Origin of the sequence: Luteitalea sp., from assembly GCF_022842525.1 — a bacterium.
GTDB lineage: Bacteria > Acidobacteriota > Vicinamibacteria > Vicinamibacterales > Vicinamibacteraceae > Luteitalea.
Genome location: NZ_JALHPM010000048.1, coordinates 19712 through 36845, shown reverse-complemented (window position 1 = coordinate 36845; position 17134 = coordinate 19712). Strand labels below are relative to the sequence as shown.

The window sequence follows — 17134 nt, the reverse complement described above, 5'->3', positions numbered from 1 at the left end:
CCTCGGGGCCGGCGGCGCGATCAGGCGCGCCTGCGCCGACCTCGTCGACGTCGCCGGGGACCTCCGCGCCCTGCGCGCCCCGCAGCCGCGGCGCTACGCGTTCAGCGCCCTGTTCCTCGGGCAGTGCCTCCGCGAGCTCACCGCGGACGCGCGGGAGCAGCTGTTCTTCGTCACCGGCCCGACGGTCCACGGCGTCCACGTGCCGTCCCAGGCGGTCACGTTCACCCACGCCCGGCGCACGGTGCTGGGCGTCACGGGCGACGAGCGCTCAACGCCCGAGGCGCTCCTGCGCCTCGAGGCCGCCGGCCAGCGGCTGCTCGCGCACTTCCACAGCCACCCCGGCGCCGGCGCGGCCAGCACGCGGCCGTCCGGCACCGACGAGGCCTACCAGCGCCGGCTCGAGCGCGGCGGCTACCCGGTCGTCTCGGGCATCTTCGCCCGGGACGGCCACGTCCGGTTCTGGCGCCTGGACGGCGACGTCAGCGTGGAGGTACAGGGCGATGGCGTGGAGCTGGTGGAACCGGGCGTCTACAGGCTCGGCGCCGCGCACGTGGCGCGCTGAGGGCATCCCCGGGGCGCTGGCGCGGCACGCCGGCGTCCCGGGCTTCGACCAGGCCCGCCTGTCGGCCGCCCACGTCCTGTGCGTGGGCGCCGGGGGGCTCATCGGCCACGTCGCGCCTGCGCTCGCCCGCAAGGGTGTGGGCGCGCTGACCATCATCGACGACGACGACGTCGAGCCCAGCAACCTCAACCGGCAGTTCTTCCACGCCGCGGACGTCGGGAGGAACAAGGCGGAGGCACTGGCGGGGCGGCTCCTGCCGATCTGCACGGCGGCGACCCGGATCACGGCCGTCCCGGCGGCCTTCGAGGCGGCGGCCCGCGGCCTGGTGGTAGGGCGGGCGGACGTCGCGGTCGTCGGCGTGGACAATGATGCGGCGCGCCTCGCCGCCAGCCGGTTCTTCAGGGCCGCGACTACGCCTGTGGTGTTTTGCGCCGTGAGCGCGGACGCCGACCACGGGTACGTGCTCGTGCAGGCCCCCGACGGGCCGTGCCCGGCCTGCCTTATGCCCGACGTATCCGCGGGCACGCGGCCGTGTCCGGGTACGCCAGCGGTCATCGACATCCTGCAGGCCATCGGGGCGCTGGCGACATACGCAATCGACGCCTGCCTCATGGCGCGGGCAACGTCGTGGAACTACAGGCGGTTCAGTCTGAACCGGCCGGCAGAGGACGGCGCTGCCGCGATTCCACGGCGCCCGGCCTGCCCGAACTGCGGCGCCGATCTGGAACACTACCAGATAGCCTGAGAGCCTTCGGCCTACCATTGACGTCCGCCGCCAGGGTCAATAGCCCGGTCTGTATGTCGACAGTTATCTGGGCTGCTGGCGATACGAAACGATGAAGTGCGCCCCCGGCGGATCTGGCGGCATCCCGTTTCGCCCAAGGTGGCATCCACAACGAGAACACCTTGACGTCATCACGGGCGCTCTTAGGTCGCGGTGGCCGACAGGTCAGGCGCGGGATACGAAGCCCGCGAATCGCCGCTAGGCCCCTGGCCTCTAAGCGACCGCGAAGCTCAGCAAGGCCAACTTCGGAGAGGTGTATGGCGACACCCACGCTGAGCGATGGCCGTCCCCAGCTGCCCACGCGGATGGCGACATGGTACGCTGGGCCGGCATGCGAGTGCTTCGGCTCGTCGTCGCCTTGACGTGGGTTTGGCTGGCCGGCTTGACCGTCGCCGCCCTGATCGGTTTCGACGTTCGACGACATAATTTCGAGGCCGCGGGCCTCGCGTTCGGAGTTGCCCTCTCCATCCTAATGCTCGTCGCGATGTCTGCCGACGAAGCCCCATGCGCAAGGCCTCGCGTGCCGCGATTGACGATCGTCGCCGTGGTGGTCGTCGCGCTAGTCGCGTTCGGGTGGAGTCTGTCGCTCGGGCCGCTGTCGGACGACTTCGCCTTGGTGCAATGGGCACGCACGCGGGACTTCGTACCGGCTGAATGGCCCTACATGCGACCGCTGCCGCTCGCGCTGTGGGCGGGCATCACGAGCGCTGGCGGCGACTGGGCAACGTTGCACGCAGTGAACGTGCTCGGGCACGCCTGCAACGCATCGCTGGTCGCTGTGCTCGGTTCCGCGTGGTTGGGGACTCGCGCCGCGCTTACAGCCGGCCTCGTCTATGCGTTGTTCCCGGCGTCGGCCGAAGCGGTGGCGTGGGCGGCCGGCGTGTTCGACGTGCTTGCGACGACATGCGCTCTGAGCGCGGTGCTCGTTGGCGTCCACCGCCCGCCGTCGCCGTCGTCAGCCGTCGCGGTCGCCGCACTGACATTCGCGGGCCTGCTATGCAAAGAGTCGGCGATCGCGATCCCCGCGTTGATACTCGTGAGCAACGTTGTCATGACGAGGCGTTGGTCAGCGCGTGGGCTAGTTACCCTGGGGTCCTCTGCCGCAGTCTGCGTCGGCTATCTGTTTCTTCGGCTGGCTGCTTCGTCGTCGGTGACGGACCATCTGTCGAACTGGCCAACTGGGCGACGCGCATGGAAGGATGTCCTCGTGCGGCCATTCGCGGGCGTCGCCGTCCCGATTCGAACAGATGGCGGCGTCCCACTGTCCGCGTACGTGGCTGTGGCATCGCTACTGTTGCTCCTTTCGCTCGCGGCCGTGGCGTCCAGTCGTCGCAATCGAGCCGCCTCGCCTATAGGCGCTGGGTATCTGGGTGGTGTGGCGTGGATTATCGCAGCGGCGGCCCCTCTGTTGTTGTCCTTCTACGTGGCTCCGAATCTCGAAGGTAGCAGGTATCTCTATCTGCCAGCAGTGGGATATGCGCTCGTCGTCGCCGCCGCTGCGAGTGCCTCGTGCCATCCGACCTCGCGAGCTGTGGGTCACGCGTGCGTTGCGATCCTGCTGGTGACCTTCGCAGTAAGCGGGAACATCGAGCGCCAGCATTGGCGCGCAGGCGCGGCGCTCCGCGACTCGCTTTTGGCCGAAGCGCAGCGGGCCGCCGCAGAAGACGCCTGCAGTGAGATGGAGATCGTCGACGCACCAGACAACCTGCGTGGCGTCTTCGTCTTCCGCGTGGGTGTTCAGCAGGCCATTCGGCCGCTCCTGACACCGCGCACCCCTCCGAGAACGTGCCGCCTGCGATGGACGGGAGAACGCCTAGCGGCCTTGCCGGCGTCGGTCGACCCGAAGTAGAAGGGCACGCCCGGAGATCTCGCGGGCGCGATAGGCGGCCAAGCTCATCCATGATTTCTGCGCACGGATGTGCTTGAACCCATTGACGCCGCGAATGAACAGTGGTAGCGTGCCGCTCGCTCGCCCCCTCCCTAGGCGACGGCTATCACCGGCATGATGGCCGTGACTTAGGTCGTCCCACGACCAGTCCAGATGAGGAGGATCCGATGAAGGCTTTCACGTCACAATCGCTGCGTCGTGCTGTCGCAGCCGTGTGCTTTGCTGCGCTTAGCGGCATCGCTGTGCCTGCACAAGCGCATCACGGGGGCGCGCACTACCTGGATGTGCCGACCCTGACCTGCTGGACGCAGAACGACCCGTCCGGCGCGGACGAACCGTACCTGAAACTCAACGGCAGCCGCATCTGGACCGGCCCTGACTGCACGCCGATCACTACCATGTACCCGGGTATCACGACGACTTTCTGGAATCAGGTCTACCTCGACATCATGGAAGACGACTTCGGAAACGACGATTTCTGCGGGTCCGTGCTCGTCGGTCCACAGTCCGGGTGGGGCCAGCAGACGTACTACTCGTACAAGTTCGTCTCGGGTCTCGGCTACATCATCAACTATCAGATGGAGTACACGGTCTACCAGTAGACCGGGTCGGAGAGGTGGGAACACCGGGCTCACGCTTGGTGTTCCCACTCTCTCTGCGGCGCCGTCCGCACGTGACGTGCACACGGATCGTGCGCCTCTCACTTCGCTGAGGCTTGCCATGTCTTTCTCACAGGCTCTGCTCGTGGTTCTCGCCGTGTTTCTGGCGGCACGGCCGTCCAACGCGTTCGCCGCTGCGCGCTTCTTGCACGGTGATCGAACGGTGGCCCCGGAGGAGTCGCAGAGCGCGCGACCGCCTGCCCCGCGGGGCGGCCCCGGCGCGGACGAGTCGTCTCCGTCCGGCCGGATTCGCGGACGGGTAATGATCGGAGACAGCATGCAGCCAGCGCGACGCGCGACTGTTCGCCTGACGTCTTCCAGCTTGCGCGAACCACGTGCCATTACCACCGATCTTGAGGGCCGATTCGACTTCACTTTGCTGCCTCCCGGCCGATACTCGGTCGCGGCTAGCAAGGCAGGCTACTTGGGCCTGGCTGCCGGCCAGACCAGGCCGTCGATGGCACCGCAGAGCATTCGACTCGCGGACCGCCAGGAGATCGACAGCGTCGCTCTGTTCATATTTCGCGGTGGCGCTGTGGAGGGTCGGGTCGTCGACGAGTTTGGCGAGCCCCTTGCGAACGCGTCCGTGACCGTTCTGCAGTCACTGTTCCGTCAAGGCCGCCGGCGGCTAGTGGCGGCCGGACAACGTGCGCAGACCAACGACCTAGGTGAGTATCGCGTCTTCGCGTTGACGCCCGGCCTGTACGTGGTGAGCGCGTCGGTGCCGCCAGGTATGCCGGAAACAGAGAATGCGTCACAAACCCTTGGAGAAGATCCGTCGGGCATGGCGCCCGTGTTCTTCCCGGGGACGACGGAGCTTGCTGAGGCAACGCCAGTGACCGTGTCCGCCGGCCAAACGGTCTCGTCCATCAATCTGGCAATGCTCGGGACTCGCCTCGCTCGCGTGTCAGGTATGGCGGTCGACCGGCAGGGCGCACCCATTGCGTCTGGAAGCGTCAGCGCCATCCCGCGAGGTCGAGCCCAGAACGGATTCTCTAGATCGGCCGCGCTCAGGCCTGATGGCCAGTTTCGCATCACGGGGCTGGCGCCCGGGGACTATACTCTCGTCGCGTCTGCGCGAGTCGCGCCGCCGGCCGGCGGCGCAACGGCGGGGTCGACGGTGCGACCGGAAACGTCGATCGCCATCGTGACCATTGACGGCAACGACATTGACGGAGTTCGCCTCACTCCCTTGGTTCCTGGCTCGGTCCGAGGCCGCATCGTATTCGACGACGGCGGAGACGTGGGGAGGCGGCCTCAGCCCGCGTCTGTGAGGGTCTTGGCCGAGGCCATTGATCCTGACGACGCCGTGCTTGGCCAGTTCGGAGTTCCAGCCGAGGCAGGCACCGACTTCCGGTTTACGCTGCAGGTGCCCCCGGTCGCGCTGACTCTCCGCGCCATCACCATGGGCGCCTCTGGAGGCGGATGGTTTGTGTCTGCCGTCAGGGCGAGTGGCGTGGACATCACGGAGTCCGGTTTCGTCGTCAAGCCTGGTGAAGGACTCAGCGGCGTCGAGATCGAGCTCACGTCGCGTCCGACAGAGGTGCACGGCCTCGTGGCGATTGGGAGTACGCTCGCCCCGGGCACGTTTGTCGCGGTGTTCCCAGAGGATCCCGCTCGCTGGTCGGTTTCCGGTCAGGGGGCCTTCCAGCTGACCCGGACAAATGACGTGGGGCGCTACCTCTTGCGCGGGCTACGACCGGGCCGTTACTTCGCGGTAGCGGTGCCAGACATCGACGAGGCGAACTGGATGGCGCCAGAGTTCCTCGAGACGATTCGACGGGATGCTACTGCGTTCGCGCTGACGCGAGGCGAAGAGAAGCAGATCAACCTCCGCGCGCGTCTGCCCTGACTCAGCAGGTGGAGCCTCCGCTTACTGTGGCGGCGCAAGCCGGCATCGCTCAGACACGGCTTACTGTGAGGCCATAATGAAGGCAATTGGGCTTGCGATTGTGGCTATGATTGCGGCCAGCGGCGCCTGGTGGGCGTTTGCGCCAGACAAACCGGTCGCTCGACGCGACGGTCACTGGCGGGCGACGATGCGCGCGCAGCTGCCCGGAGTAACTGCACAACCCCCACCAATGCAGTTCACCCACTGCGTTACCAAAGAGGACGCGGCCGACCCGGCGAAGTTGGTCCCGCTCGACGGTCCATCGGAGATGCCGGGCCTGCAGTGCAAAGTGGTTGCACAGCGCCTTGAGGGGGCGACGGTGTCATGGGAGACCGACTGTCCGGGCGCAGATGCGCCGATGAGCGGAAAGGGCCGATTCACCTACACCGCCGACACCTACGACGGCACGGTTGAGTTGACGGTAACAAAAGACGGCGAACCGGTCACCATGACTACAACGTATGAGGGGGCACGCCTCGGCGACTGTGACAAGTCGATGCCGATGACGCCCGTGCCGGCCCGGTGAGCGCGGCCTGGCCCGCGGGAGAGGCGGCCTGCGCCGCGTCGTGGCGAGCTATTTGTCCCTTCGGCCAGGACCAAAGGTGACGCCACTCGCAATTCGGAACTGGTCGCCGGTTTGCCGCAGCCCGTCGAAATAACGTGCGTCCACCCGGAAGCCGACGGCTGACGTGACCGGCGCGGTGAATCCGCCTCCGACATTGACCGTGGGTCCGAGCCGCTTGGCCGTGCCGGAAGGCGCACCGTCGGACCCAAGCACGGGCGTCCCATACTGTGCGAGGCCCAAGCCGGCGGCAAGGTAGGGCGTCACCCGCCCGATCTTTGGCAAGTTCTGCAGCAAGCTAAGGCTGGAACTCATCGCGTGTATGTCGCCCTCGCCCCGACGGTACGCGACCTCGGACTCGACGCTCAAGCCACCCGCTATCGGCAGTGTGATCATCGCTCCGACCGGCGCGGCGCCATCCGTGCCGAAGGCCACATACGGTGTAACCGTCACCGGCGGCGTCTGCGCCCAGACTGGCGACACGCCGTAAATACACGCCGCCGCAGCAAACGCGACTCTGACCTGTGTTTTCATAACTCCTCCCGATACCTCAAGCGCACCCGACGGATTAGACGCGCGCCACTGGAAGATAGCCGTGGTCGTAACCCAGTCTAGCGCGAGAGGCCGAAAACAGGAACCTCCACAGGATAGCGCGCTCGACGCCGTCTGCAACGGTCGAGATGGCGCGGCCATGGCGGGCTTGATGTCGCCGCGCCCGGGCCCAACCAGACAGGTAGGGTCGGCAGTACATGTAGGGGTAGAAGTCCTTCTTGCGCGCGATCGATAAACTCCTCCTTCATCTCGAGCCGGCGCTGCGATCCAAAGGACTCGATTTGCCGGGCTACTGCCTGCCTAAGGCTGACCCTGCCGCCGTCCATGTTGATGAACGCGTCCAGACTCAGCCCCACGAACCAGCGAAACAGGACGCAGTAGGCAGTCGCCCACTCCGGACCGAGTAGAGCGATTGGAGCAACAGCGCCCGCAGCAACTGCTCGTCGGGGCGGGCGGCCTGATCTCGCACGTCGCGCCGGCGCTCGCGCGCAAGGGCGTCGGAGCCATCACCGTCCGCGACGACGACGAGGTCGAGGCCAGCAACCTCAACCGCCAGTTCTTCCTGGCCGAGGACGTCGGCTACAACAAGGCGGATGCGCTGGTCGCGCGCCTGGCGGCGGTCTGCACCGCGCCCGCCACGCTGACGGCCGTGCCGCTGCGGCTCGAGGACGCCCTGCGCGCTGGCGTGCCGCTGCGGGCCGACGTCGCCGTCGTGGGCGTCGACAACAACCCCGCGCGCGTTCTGGCCAGCCGGCACTTCCGGGCGATCGGCGTCACGGCGGTGTTCTGCGCGGTGAGCGCGGACGCGGACCACGGCTTCGCGCTCGTGCAGGAGGCAGGCGGGCCGTGCCCGGCGTGCCTCCACCCCGACGCGGCCGACGACGCCAGGCACCCGTGCCCCGGCACGCCGGCGGCGTTAGACATCCTGCAGGCCGTCGGCGCCATCGCAACCTATGCCGTCGACAGCTGCCTTATGGCGCGACCCCGCTCCTGGAACTACCGGCGGCTGAGCATGGCGTACCCGGCAGCGGACGGCGCCACTTTCCTTCGCCGACGCGAGGGCTGTCGCCTGTGCGGCGATTGAGGCCAGTAACCGACCACGGGATGGCAGTGCTTCGGGCAATCTTCCAAAGCCAACCCAGAACACAGCCGCACCAAGCCAGCGCATCGCCAAGCCATTAACCTCCTGCGAACCTCGCTGGCGCGGTTCGTCCGCCGGAAGCTGCGACGGCAGCCTGAGTGGGCTGGCGCGACGGGGCGCTGGCGCGTCGTCGGCGGCGCTGGCCACAAAGGCCAGTCGAACTCGACCGCGACGCCTGGGCCATGCCAACCCTGATGCCGCCCTGTAACACCCGGCTTTCGCGGCGCGCAGATCTCGACGACGTGGTGACCGAGGCGGAGGGGGCCGCCATCCAGCAGGTCATCGATCGCAGCGGCGTCGCGGCCGGGGGGTCACGCTCGTGAGCAAGGAGCAGGCTGGCCGCGGATCGCGCGGCAGGGCGTCGTGGAGGTCAGGGAGCTCCGAACCAGCATCGCCCGACGGCGGCTTCGGCCCGCTCAGACACGATCACGGCGCTGGCCGCCGCTCATCGGCTCCACAGGCGATCAGCGGGCTGGAGCTCGATGAGTCACGCTCGACGGGCTCGCGCACCGTAGCGGACACAGCACGCAGCACCTGGCAATGCGCTACGCCGATGGACTGGTCTGCCGGCATCGCCCATCGGTGGGCAGCCACGACGACGCGTGCGTCATGCACTCGCTGAGCCGGTCCTGGCGTTGCTTACAACGGAGTTTATCCTCCACGAGGGCCATGGCAGAGCCTGGAAGGGTTTAGCTTGCGACATCCTCGTCGCTCGACGGGTTCAACGCGCGACGACTGCTGGCCCCGATCGGGTCGCGCGGGATGCAGAGTTCGAAACGCGGTACTGTGCGCGGGACGCGGTGGCCTGAGTCACGCTGACTGTCCTCAGCCTTTCCGGTACGATTCATTTAGGTCGCGGCCATGGCCATTTCTACAAGTAGATGGAAGCTGCCGTCGACGGCCGCAACCGTCAAGCCGACTTCCGGAGCGGCACCTGGAATGGCATCCACCACGAGCGACGGCAGCGTGAACGAAACCGCTTGGCCATCGCCGGTCGACGACCTCACTCGCCCTGCAACTACGTTCGCCAGTTCGCCCAGGGTCGCCAGTCCATCATCGGTCGATAGCTCGTCCGCGGGCACCCCGAGGACCCCGGCTGCGATGGTCTTGGCCCCTGCTACATCGCAGCGCAACACCATGCGCACGGCAACGCCTTCAGACGTAAGGGTCATGATCGTGGACGCGGCGAGCCCGCCGTCAATGACAGACGGCTCGCGACTCACCACCCGCGTATCGCGTCCGGCCATCATCCCGAGCGCCTGCTGAGTGGCCGACTCAACGGCCTGCCGCAGCGCCTCCAGGGCCGGCGACCCGCCAACGAGCGACCGGCCCAAAGCGCGGCCGAGCTGCCGTTCGAACTCATCGATCACGAAGGTGCGCGTCATCACCCCGTCGCAAGCCGCCTCGACGTCGCCAGCCAAGGTCTCGTCGGGCGACTTCACCAGCAGCAGCCTGGTCCGTGAGAGGCCGGGGCGGCGCCGAAAGTTGTCAGCCAGCAAGTCAGGCGTAAGTAATCCCGTATCGGTGCCGCAGATCACAAGCGAGGGTCGATGGAGCCCACAGGCGCGGACGGCCGCCGCTCCCGACGGAACGTCGATAACCGAGAAGCTTCCGGACAGAACTTTCGATGCGAAATCGCGAAACTGCGCGTCACTGTCCACGACCATCGCGGTGCGATCGGGCGCCATGGGCGCATTGCCGGCGGGCGTCAGCCTCGCGCGCGCATTCGAGCGAGGCTGAAAGGGCTGCAGCCGTTCGCGCAAGAAGTCGCTAGTGAAGGGCTTCACAAAGAATGCGGAAACGCCAAGGGCTACCAGTTTGCTCACCGCCTCCGCGTCGGCAATCCCTATGACGACCACGGCCAGATCCGAGTACTTGTGCGACCGGCGCAGTGCCGTCAGAACCTCACAGCAACTCAGCTCGGGAATTGACGTATCGAGAACGACAAAGTCGACGTCGCGCTCAGCCAGAATATCGATGGCTTCAAGGCCGTCGGACGCCTCGACGGTCTGCCAGCCGAGTCCTCGCAGCTGCCGCGTGACCAGTTGCCGCGTGCCGCGGCTTTCGTCGGCAATGAGGACGGTAGGCATGGCTGTATTCACCGTGCGAGTGCCCCTTCTTGACTGTATTCGGCTCGGAAACTCCCCTGCTCTGACCGCAGAAAGCCAGCGATGCGACCAATCAACGGCATGGCGCGTCGAGGGCGTCGGCTCGGGCCATGCTGCTTGGGCCACCGCCTCCCACTCAGCACACCTGCGTGTCCATGCGTATAATGGCGCGGCTTCGCGAACGGACACAAACGATGGTCAAAGACAGGGCGCTCGGTCAGCACACTCCAGGCGCGGCCAGCTCGGGACTGCCGGTGTTAGTGGTCGGGAGCGAGCCAGATGTCGCCGCAATGACGGCCCGACTGCTTACGTCGCAGGGATTCCGCCCAGCCATTTCGCCGACTGCCCTCGACGCCCTGCGACACGCGCGCCGGTCAACCTTCGCAGTCGCGATAGTTGACATCGCGCTGGGCGGCGAACTCGACGGTATCGATGTCGCCGAGTGGATGTCGGGGCTGTACGGCGTTTCCATCGTGCTCGCCGCGGAGACCGTTGATGAGCAGACACTGAGGCGGGCGAGCCGACTCGATCCATCCAGTTTCTTGGTCAAACCGATACAGCCGCCCAGCTGCATGCCGCCGTCATGCTCGCCGCCATGCAGCGGATGGCAGAGGTGAAGGACACTCCGGCGTCGGCACGCGACGCTGTTTACCTGACTCGCAAGCTCGATCAGATTCGAAACGTTCTCGAAGAGATCGACCTGACGAGGCGCCTCCATGCCAAGCGGGGCAACCGCCTGCCGTCGGGAGTCGAGGAACTGTCCTCCCGCGAGTGGCAGATAATGCGCGACCTCGTGGTGTTCCCACGCGTCGGTGCCATTGCCGAGCGTCGCAATTTGAGCGCGCACACGGTGCAGAACCATCTCAAGGCGATCTTCAGGAAGCTCGAGGTGCATTCGACCGCCGAGTTGCTGTCGTTGCTTCTCGCCGACAAGTGACTGTGGTGTCGCATCTGAGACGCCTACTCTAGAACTCCGTGCCAAGCGCCCCGACCTCGGGGAAGGTCCAAGGTCCGCAGCGTTTGGTTCCAAGCCACGTTCGGCGTGCGCGTCTGACGGAACTGTCACCTGGCGCAGTTCAGTCGCACCGCCTGATATCGCCGGCCGACGCGCGATGACCAGGCGCCACTTCGGCTCCGCATTCGCGACCTGGCGCACGCGCGTCCACGCTTCGGCTACATACGCATCTGGGTGCTGCTCCGACGAGAGGGCTGGCACGTAAACAAGAAGCGTGTGCGACGCCTGTACCGCCTGGAGGGGCTGCAGGTGCGCGGCGCCGCAAGCACATGACGTTGCACCGGGGGCCGGCGCCAGCGGCCGACGGCCCCGGGGAACGCCTGAGTATGGATGACGTCCCCCCGAATCAGAGTAGCGTTTCGGTTTAGAGTCCGGCCCAGCGAAAGGGTCGGACGAGGAAGAAGCGGTTCACGGAAGCACAGATCGTGGGATTCCTCCGGGAAGCCGACGCCGGGGTGCCGGTGAAGGATCTCTGCCGGAAGCACGGGTTCTCCGACGCGAGCTACTACCTCTGGCGGAGCAAGTTCGGCGGCATGAGCGTGTCGGACGCGAAGCGTCTGAAGGAGCTCGAGATCGAGAACGGTCGGCTGAAGAAGCTGCTCGCGGACGCCCTCCTGGAGAACGAGGTGACGCGTGAGGTGTTGCGAAAAAAGTGGTGACCGCACCAGCTCGTCGCGAGGTGGTGCGGGAGATGGTGACGCGCGGGCTCAGAGAGCGGCACGGCCTGCGGGTCGTGCGGATGAGCGCGGCGGCGTTCCGGTACGTGCCGCGGCCGGATCCCGACCCCGGTCTGCGCGATCGCATCGTCGCGTTGGCGCAGCGTCACCGGCGCTACGGCGCCGGCATGATCTATCTTAAGCTGCGGCAAGAAGGCCGGCGGGCCAATCACAAGCGCGTCGATCGGCTCTACGCGGAAGCGCGGCTGCAGGTCCGGCGCCGGCGCCGCAAGAAGGTGCCGCTGGCCGATCGACAGCCGCTGGCCCGGCCCCAGGCCCCGAACGAGGTCTGGTCGGCGGACTTCGTCTTCGATCGCACGGCCGAGGGGCGCGTCTTGAAGTGCCTGACGATCGTCGACGACGCGACCACGGAGGCGGTGGCCGTCGTGCCGGCGCGGGCGCTGGGCGGCCTGCCCGTCACCCGCGTCTTGGATGCGCTCGCCGTCACGCGGGGCCTGCCCCAGGTGCTGCGTACGGACAACGGCCTGGAGTTCTGCGGCCGCACGATGCTGACCTGGGCGCACGACCGCGGCGTCACGTTGCGATTGATCGAGCCGGGCACGCCGACGCAGAACGCCTACATCGAGTCGTTCAACGGTCGCTTCCGCGACGAGTGCCTGAACGAGCACTGGTTCACCAGCCTGGCGCACGCGCAGGTCGTCATCGAGGCCTGGCGGCGTGAGTACAACGAGGAGCGGCCGAAGAAGGGACTCGGCGGGCTGACGCCCGCCGCCTACGCGCAGCAGTTGACGGCACGGACGAAGACGGCGAAAGTAGCTGCCGGACTCTAAAGCCGAGTGCTACTCAAACGGGGTGGACGTCAGCGGCTCTTGGGCGGTATTCGGTCCTCCGAAGCTGCGAATCAAGCAGGCCGAGCTGCTCAAGATCATGGGATGCTCGGTGGGTAGTGCCGAGATGGGCCGCAGTGCCGATGCCGCCGAAGAAGGCATACCGAATTCCATGGACCGTCATGAGGTCATGAAGCTCCTGGATCGCGAGCGTCGTCGACCTATCCTTCGGTCTCGACGCGTACGCGCCGCGAAGGGCCGGTGCGCCACTAGGCTCCAACGACAACCCCAGCTGCCTGCGCCCCGACGACGCAGTTTCGATAATATTTCGTGCTTTCAGTGTGGGCGAAAATAAGGCAAAAGTCTAGCCAACAGCGCGTCCCCGATCAGTGAGCGAGGTCACTCAAGGAGCGTGAGGGTGGCCCAGTTGGCTGGGGGACGCTTACTTACCAGTCGCGACTAGTCGTCCATGCGATCCGGCATCTACTATCGGACGCACCGCTGAGTCCTCCGTCCTGCGTCGACCACGCGCTACGACAGGCGCGCGTGACGTAGGTCCACGACGTCTATAGACGCGGGTGATTTCCGGCCGCAGGGGTAAGTCGTTGGTCACCGCACGAAAAAGTGCGCTCGATATGCGCTCCGGCGAGTTTGCCTGTCGGTGGTCTTTCATCCAGTCGCCGATCTCCGTGCGTTGAGCGACCGTGCGCACTGCGCATTCGCAAGCCGGATGTGCACTTGTTGGCGGCGGCGATAAATTCGACGGTGACGTCCCAGGACGTGGTGTAGCTGGCTAAAGCGGTGGTCATCGGCGCTTTTCCGGTAGGGTCTGGTTGTCGAAGCCAACTCCTGACTGGAAGGACCACCGATGACCGACGACATGATGCACCTGAAGGCCCTGGTGGAGAAGACCCCGGACGCGGATCTCCTGCGCGAGATGATCGGCTTTACCGCCGAGAAGCTGATGGAACTCGAGGTCGGCGCGGCGACCGGGGCGGCCTGGGGCGAGAAGTCCGCGCAGCGGACCGCCCAGCGCAACGGCTACCGGGATCGGGACTGGGAGACCCGCGCCGGGACCGTCGAGCTGCGCATCCCCAAGCTCCGGACGGGCAGCTACTTTCCCGGCTTTCTGGAGCCGCGCCGCATGGCGGAGAAGGCCCTGACCGCGGGTGATTCAGGAAGCGTACGTCCAGGGCATCTCGACGCGCTCGGTCGACGAGCTCGTCAAAGCGATGGGCATGTCCGGGATCTCGAAGAGCCAGGTCTCACGGCTGTGCGAAGAGATCGACGGCAAGGTGAAGGCCTTCCTCGACCGGCCCCTCGAAGGCGACTGGCCCTATCTCTGGATCGACGCGACCTACCTCAAGGTCCGTCGGGGCGGCCGCATCGTCTCGGTCGCGGTCATCGTCGCGGTCGGCGTCAATGCCGATGGCCGACGCGAGGTGCTGGGCATGGAGGTCGGCACCTCCTAGGCGGAACCGATCTGGACGGCGTTTCTCCGCACACTGACGCGGCGCGGCCTGCGCGGGGTGAAGCTCGTATCTCCATTGCGCACGAGGGCCTGAAGGCCGCGGTCACCAAAGTGCTCAGCGCCACCTGGCAGCGCTGCCGGGTCCACTTCATGCGCAACGTGCTGGCGCATGCGGGCAAGAGCGGCCGCCGGGTGGTCTCGGCCTTCATCGCCACCGCCTTCGCCCAGTACACCCCGAAGGCCGCCAGCGCCCAGTGGCGGGCCGTCGCCGATCAAATCCGGCCGCGCGTGCCCAAACTCGCCGCGATGCTCGACGCGGCCGAGGAGGACGTGCTCGCCTACATAACCTTCCCCAAGGAGCATCGGGCGAAGCTGCACAGCACGAATCCGATCGAGCGTCTCAACGGCGAAATCAAGCGACGCACCGAGGTCGTCGGTATCTTTCCCAACGATGCCGCCATCGTCCGGCTCGTGGGCGCCCTGCTGCTCGAACAGAACGATGAATGGGCCGTCCAGCGTGCTCGCTACATGACGCTGGAAAGCGTGGGGCGATTGAGCGATGATCCGCTCGTCAGCCTGCCGACCGTGGCACGCTGATCGACTCGGCCCTGCCGGACCGCACGGCGATCACTGCCGCCAGCTACACCACGTCACGGGACACGATCAATTCGACAGTTGTGGCGGGCGAAAATCCGACAGTCGGCAGCACGGTCTGGCTGCCGGCTGAGAGCGTAGCTCCCGGCCGGTGATTCCATCACCAGGGCGTCTCTGCGACGAGCGGAGGCGCGATGTTCGGACGGGAGACGCGGATGCTACTCAGCACTACCTGGAGCACGGGACGAGCAAGAACGCGCTGGCGCGCACACTGGGCGTCCATCGCGACACGATTCATCGCTGGATTCGCGACGGGGCAATCGATCGGCATCTCGATGGCGAGCCCGTGCGCTACGGGCCGCGACGACCGGTCGCGACCAAGCTGGCCGCGTACACCGCGATCGTCGAGGCGCGGCTCGCGGCGTATCCGCAGCTGTCGGCCGTGCGGCTGCTCGACGAGATTCGCGCCGCGGGGCATACGGGCGGCTATACCCAGCTGAAGGCGTTAGTGCAGCGGGTGCGGCCGACGCCGGCGCCCGCGCCGGTGATGCGCTTCGAGACGCCGGCCGGCCACCAGGCGCAGGTGGACTTCGCGGAGTTCCAGTTCCCGTGGGGCACGCGCTACGCGCTGCTCGTCGTGCTCGGCTACTCGCGGTTGCTGTGGTGTCGGTTCGGCCTGCGCCAGGACATGCGCACGCTACTCACCGGGCTCGAGGATGCGTTCTTGGCCTTCGGCGGTGTGCCGCGGGAGCTGCTCTTCGATCAGATGAAGGCGGTCATCACGCGTGACCTGCGGCTGCACGGCGGCACGCTCGTGCACAATCTCGAGTTCCTGCGCTTCGCGCATCACTGGGGCTTCATACCGCGCGCCTGCCGGCCGTATCGTGCGCAGACCAAGGGTAAGGTGGAGCGGCCCGTCCGGTACGTGCGAGAGAATCTCGTCTACGGCCGCACGTTCCTGAATGATGCCGATCTGGCGCAGCAAAGCGCCGACTGGGTCGCACGTGTGGCCAATGCGCGCCGGCACGCCACCACGCAGGAGCGCCCCTGCGAGCGCTTCGAGCGTGACGAGCGCGCCGTGCTGCAGCCGCTGCCGGCCCGTCGGTATGTCTCGCTCGTGTTGGACGCCCCGGCCGTGGCGCGGCCGCTCGCGCGGCCGTCCCAGCCCGTTATCGCCGTCGAGAAGCGCTCCCTGGCCGCCTACGCGCGGCTCGCGGGAGGGGCCGCATGAAGACGGCGCCCCTCTCCCGTCGTGACCGCCTCCGCCAGATGCTCGCCGACCTGCGCATGCCCGGGGCCCTTGAGGCGCTCGACGCGATCTTGCGCGACATCGATGGCGGTGCGCTGACGGTGCCGGACGCCCTCGAGCAGCTGCTCATGGCGCAGATTCAGCTGCGCAATAACCGGCGGCTGCAGGCCGCGATGCGCTCCAGCCGCCTGCCCGCCGCGAAGCAGCTCCACGACTTCGACTTCACGTTTCAGCCGTCGCTGCGCCGTGACCAGATGGAGAGCCTGCACGAGCTCGGCTTCGTCGAGCGCCGTGAGAACGTGATCTTCCTCGGCCCGCCGGGCGTCGGGAAGACGCACTTGGCGATCAGCCTCGCCATCGCGGCAGCGCAAAGCGGTCGGCGCGTCTACTACGGCACGCTCGCTGACTTGATCACCTCACTCGAGGCGGCCCAAGCGGCCGGTCGCCTCCAGAGCCGGCTGAAGATCCTCACGCACCCGGCGCTGCTCGTCGTCGACGAGATCGGCTACTTGCCGATCAGCCGCACCGGCGCGATGCTCTTCTTTGAGCTCATGACGCGCCGCTACGAGCGGGCGTCGACGGTGCTGACGTCCAACAAGGGCTTTGAGGAGTGGGGCGACGTCTTCGGCGACGAGGTCATGGCCGCGGCGCTCATCGATCGCCTCGTGCACCACTGTCATCTCGTCACAATCCGCGGCAACAGCTACCGCATGCGGCAGCACACCGAGCTGTGGCAGACGCTGCACGCTGCGCAGGACCCAGAGCCTGCCTCCCGCCGCCGCCGGCGTCAGGAGGTGGCGACGGCCTGAGGCTCGTCCCCTCGGTCGATCTGTCGGATTTTCAATCGGCGGAACTGTCGGATTTTCGCCCGGCGTTGACAGCACTACTCGGTTCAGCTCAGCGGTGCACGCATACGTGCTGTTGCCTCGGCAATTGCCCGCGCAAGTTGGCGACCGATTTCTGAGCTGTCCGCGCTCCTACCTGCCGCAGATCGGTCGCGAACTTTCCCGAGAGTCAGCGCTACATGCGCCCTATCCCGATCTGAGCAGCACCGCGGGGGTTGGCCTTGCCGGTTTCTTGCGGCCATGATCTGCAAGAGGCTTGCGGTCCGTCCCCAGTAGCCGAGGCTACGCGAACATCGTCAGCGAGGTCGT

15 protein-coding genes and 2 pseudogenes are annotated in these 17134 nt (G+C 66.9%); 15 read left to right on the top strand and 2 right to left on the bottom strand.

The annotated features are described in order from the left end of the window. The 6 genes from Q0C41_RS11990 to Q0C41_RS11965 form a co-directional block, all read left to right on the top strand. Nucleotides 1–562 (top strand): Mov34/MPN/PAD-1 family protein (locus tag Q0C41_RS11990; protein ID WP_291984012.1); only part of this gene is annotated, 562 nt, incomplete at its 5' end. Further along, nucleotides 501–1307: a ThiF family adenylyltransferase gene (locus Q0C41_RS11985; RefSeq protein WP_291984011.1), complete on the top strand. Its 807-nt coding sequence runs from the start codon at nt 501–503 to the stop codon at nt 1305–1307. The genes Q0C41_RS11990 and Q0C41_RS11985, both read left to right, overlap by 62 nt. 352 nt (nt 1308–1659) lie before the next feature. Further along, nucleotides 1660–3195, top strand: a complete 1536-nt coding sequence (locus Q0C41_RS11980) for a hypothetical protein (protein WP_291984010.1) — start codon at nt 1660–1662, stop codon at nt 3193–3195. Between the two features lie 281 nt (nt 3196–3476). Then, entirely contained in the window at nt 3477–3836 is a 360-nt protein-coding gene (locus Q0C41_RS11975; protein ID WP_291984009.1) for a hypothetical protein, read from the top strand. Between the two features lie 142 nt (nt 3837–3978). Continuing rightward, entirely contained in the window at nt 3979–5745 is a 1767-nt protein-coding gene (locus tag Q0C41_RS11970; RefSeq protein WP_291984008.1) for a collagen binding domain-containing protein, read from the top strand. A gap of 76 nt (nt 5746–5821) precedes the next feature. Further along, the gene (locus tag Q0C41_RS11965; protein ID WP_367079205.1) at nt 5822–6310 is read left to right on the top strand and encodes a DUF3617 family protein; all 489 of its coding nucleotides are present in this window, start codon (nt 5822–5824) and stop codon (nt 6308–6310) included. A gap of 48 nt (nt 6311–6358) precedes the next feature. Here Q0C41_RS11965 and Q0C41_RS11960 read toward each other — a convergent pair whose 3' ends face one another. Then, on the bottom strand, nt 6359–6880 hold the full coding sequence (locus Q0C41_RS11960; RefSeq protein WP_291984007.1) for a hypothetical protein: 522 nt from the start codon (nt 6878–6880) through the stop codon (nt 6359–6361). A gap of 430 nt (nt 6881–7310) precedes the next feature. On the opposite strand from Q0C41_RS11960, the gene Q0C41_RS11955 reads away from it, so the two are divergent. Together Q0C41_RS11955 and Q0C41_RS11950 are read left to right on the top strand one after the other, a co-directional pair. Beyond that, nucleotides 7311–7982: a ThiF family adenylyltransferase gene (locus Q0C41_RS11955; RefSeq protein WP_291984006.1), complete on the top strand. Its 672-nt coding sequence runs from the start codon at nt 7311–7313 to the stop codon at nt 7980–7982. Between the two features lie 239 nt (nt 7983–8221). After that, nucleotides 8222–8362, top strand: a complete 141-nt coding sequence (locus tag Q0C41_RS11950; RefSeq protein WP_291984005.1) for a hypothetical protein — start codon at nt 8222–8224, stop codon at nt 8360–8362. A 525-nt stretch (nt 8363–8887) separates the two neighbouring features. Here the strand turns inward: Q0C41_RS11950 and Q0C41_RS11945 are convergent. Then, complete coding sequence (locus Q0C41_RS11945) at nt 8888–10129, bottom strand: response regulator (protein WP_291984004.1); 1242 nt, start codon at nt 10127–10129, stop codon at nt 8888–8890. Nucleotides 10130–10257: 128 nt separating this feature from the next. On the opposite strand from Q0C41_RS11945, the gene Q0C41_RS31400 reads away from it, so the two are divergent. The 7 genes and pseudogenes from Q0C41_RS31400 to istB all read left to right on the top strand — a co-directional run bounded on the left by Q0C41_RS31400 (nt 10258) and on the right by istB (nt 16789). Beyond that, nucleotides 10258–10764, top strand: a complete 507-nt coding sequence (locus tag Q0C41_RS31400) for a response regulator (RefSeq protein WP_367079204.1) — start codon at nt 10258–10260, stop codon at nt 10762–10764. Beyond that, nucleotides 10731–11084 carry a helix-turn-helix transcriptional regulator gene (locus Q0C41_RS11940; RefSeq protein WP_291984003.1) on the top strand — a complete coding sequence of 118 codons (354 nt, stop codon included), beginning with the start codon at nt 10731–10733 and terminating at the stop codon, nt 11082–11084. Before Q0C41_RS31400 ends, Q0C41_RS11940 begins: the two co-directional genes overlap by 34 nt. Nucleotides 11085–11255: 171 nt before the next feature. Next, nucleotides 11256–11417: pseudogene (locus tag Q0C41_RS11935) on the top strand (IS3 family transposase); the annotation flags it as partial. 167 nt (nt 11418–11584) lie between these two features. After that, a protein-coding gene (locus Q0C41_RS11930) for an IS3 family transposase (RefSeq protein ID WP_291984013.1) occupies nt 11585–12669 on the top strand; the annotation gives its coding sequence in 2 pieces (ribosomal slippage) (nt 11585–11816 and nt 11816–12669; 1086 coding nt in all). A gap of 865 nt (nt 12670–13534) precedes the next feature. Then, a pseudogene (locus tag Q0C41_RS11925) lies at nt 13535–14734 on the top strand (IS256 family transposase). 148 nt (nt 14735–14882) lie between these two features. Then, entirely contained in the window at nt 14883–15962 is a 1080-nt protein-coding gene (gene istA / locus Q0C41_RS11920) for an IS21 family transposase (protein WP_291984002.1), read from the top strand. 38 nt (nt 15963–16000) lie between these two features. Then, nucleotides 16001–16789 (top strand): IS21-like element helper ATPase IstB, encoded by a 789-nt coding sequence (istB, locus tag Q0C41_RS11915; RefSeq protein ID WP_291984001.1) that lies wholly within the window; start codon nt 16001–16003, stop codon nt 16787–16789. Nucleotides 16790–17134 lie beyond the last annotated feature (345 nt).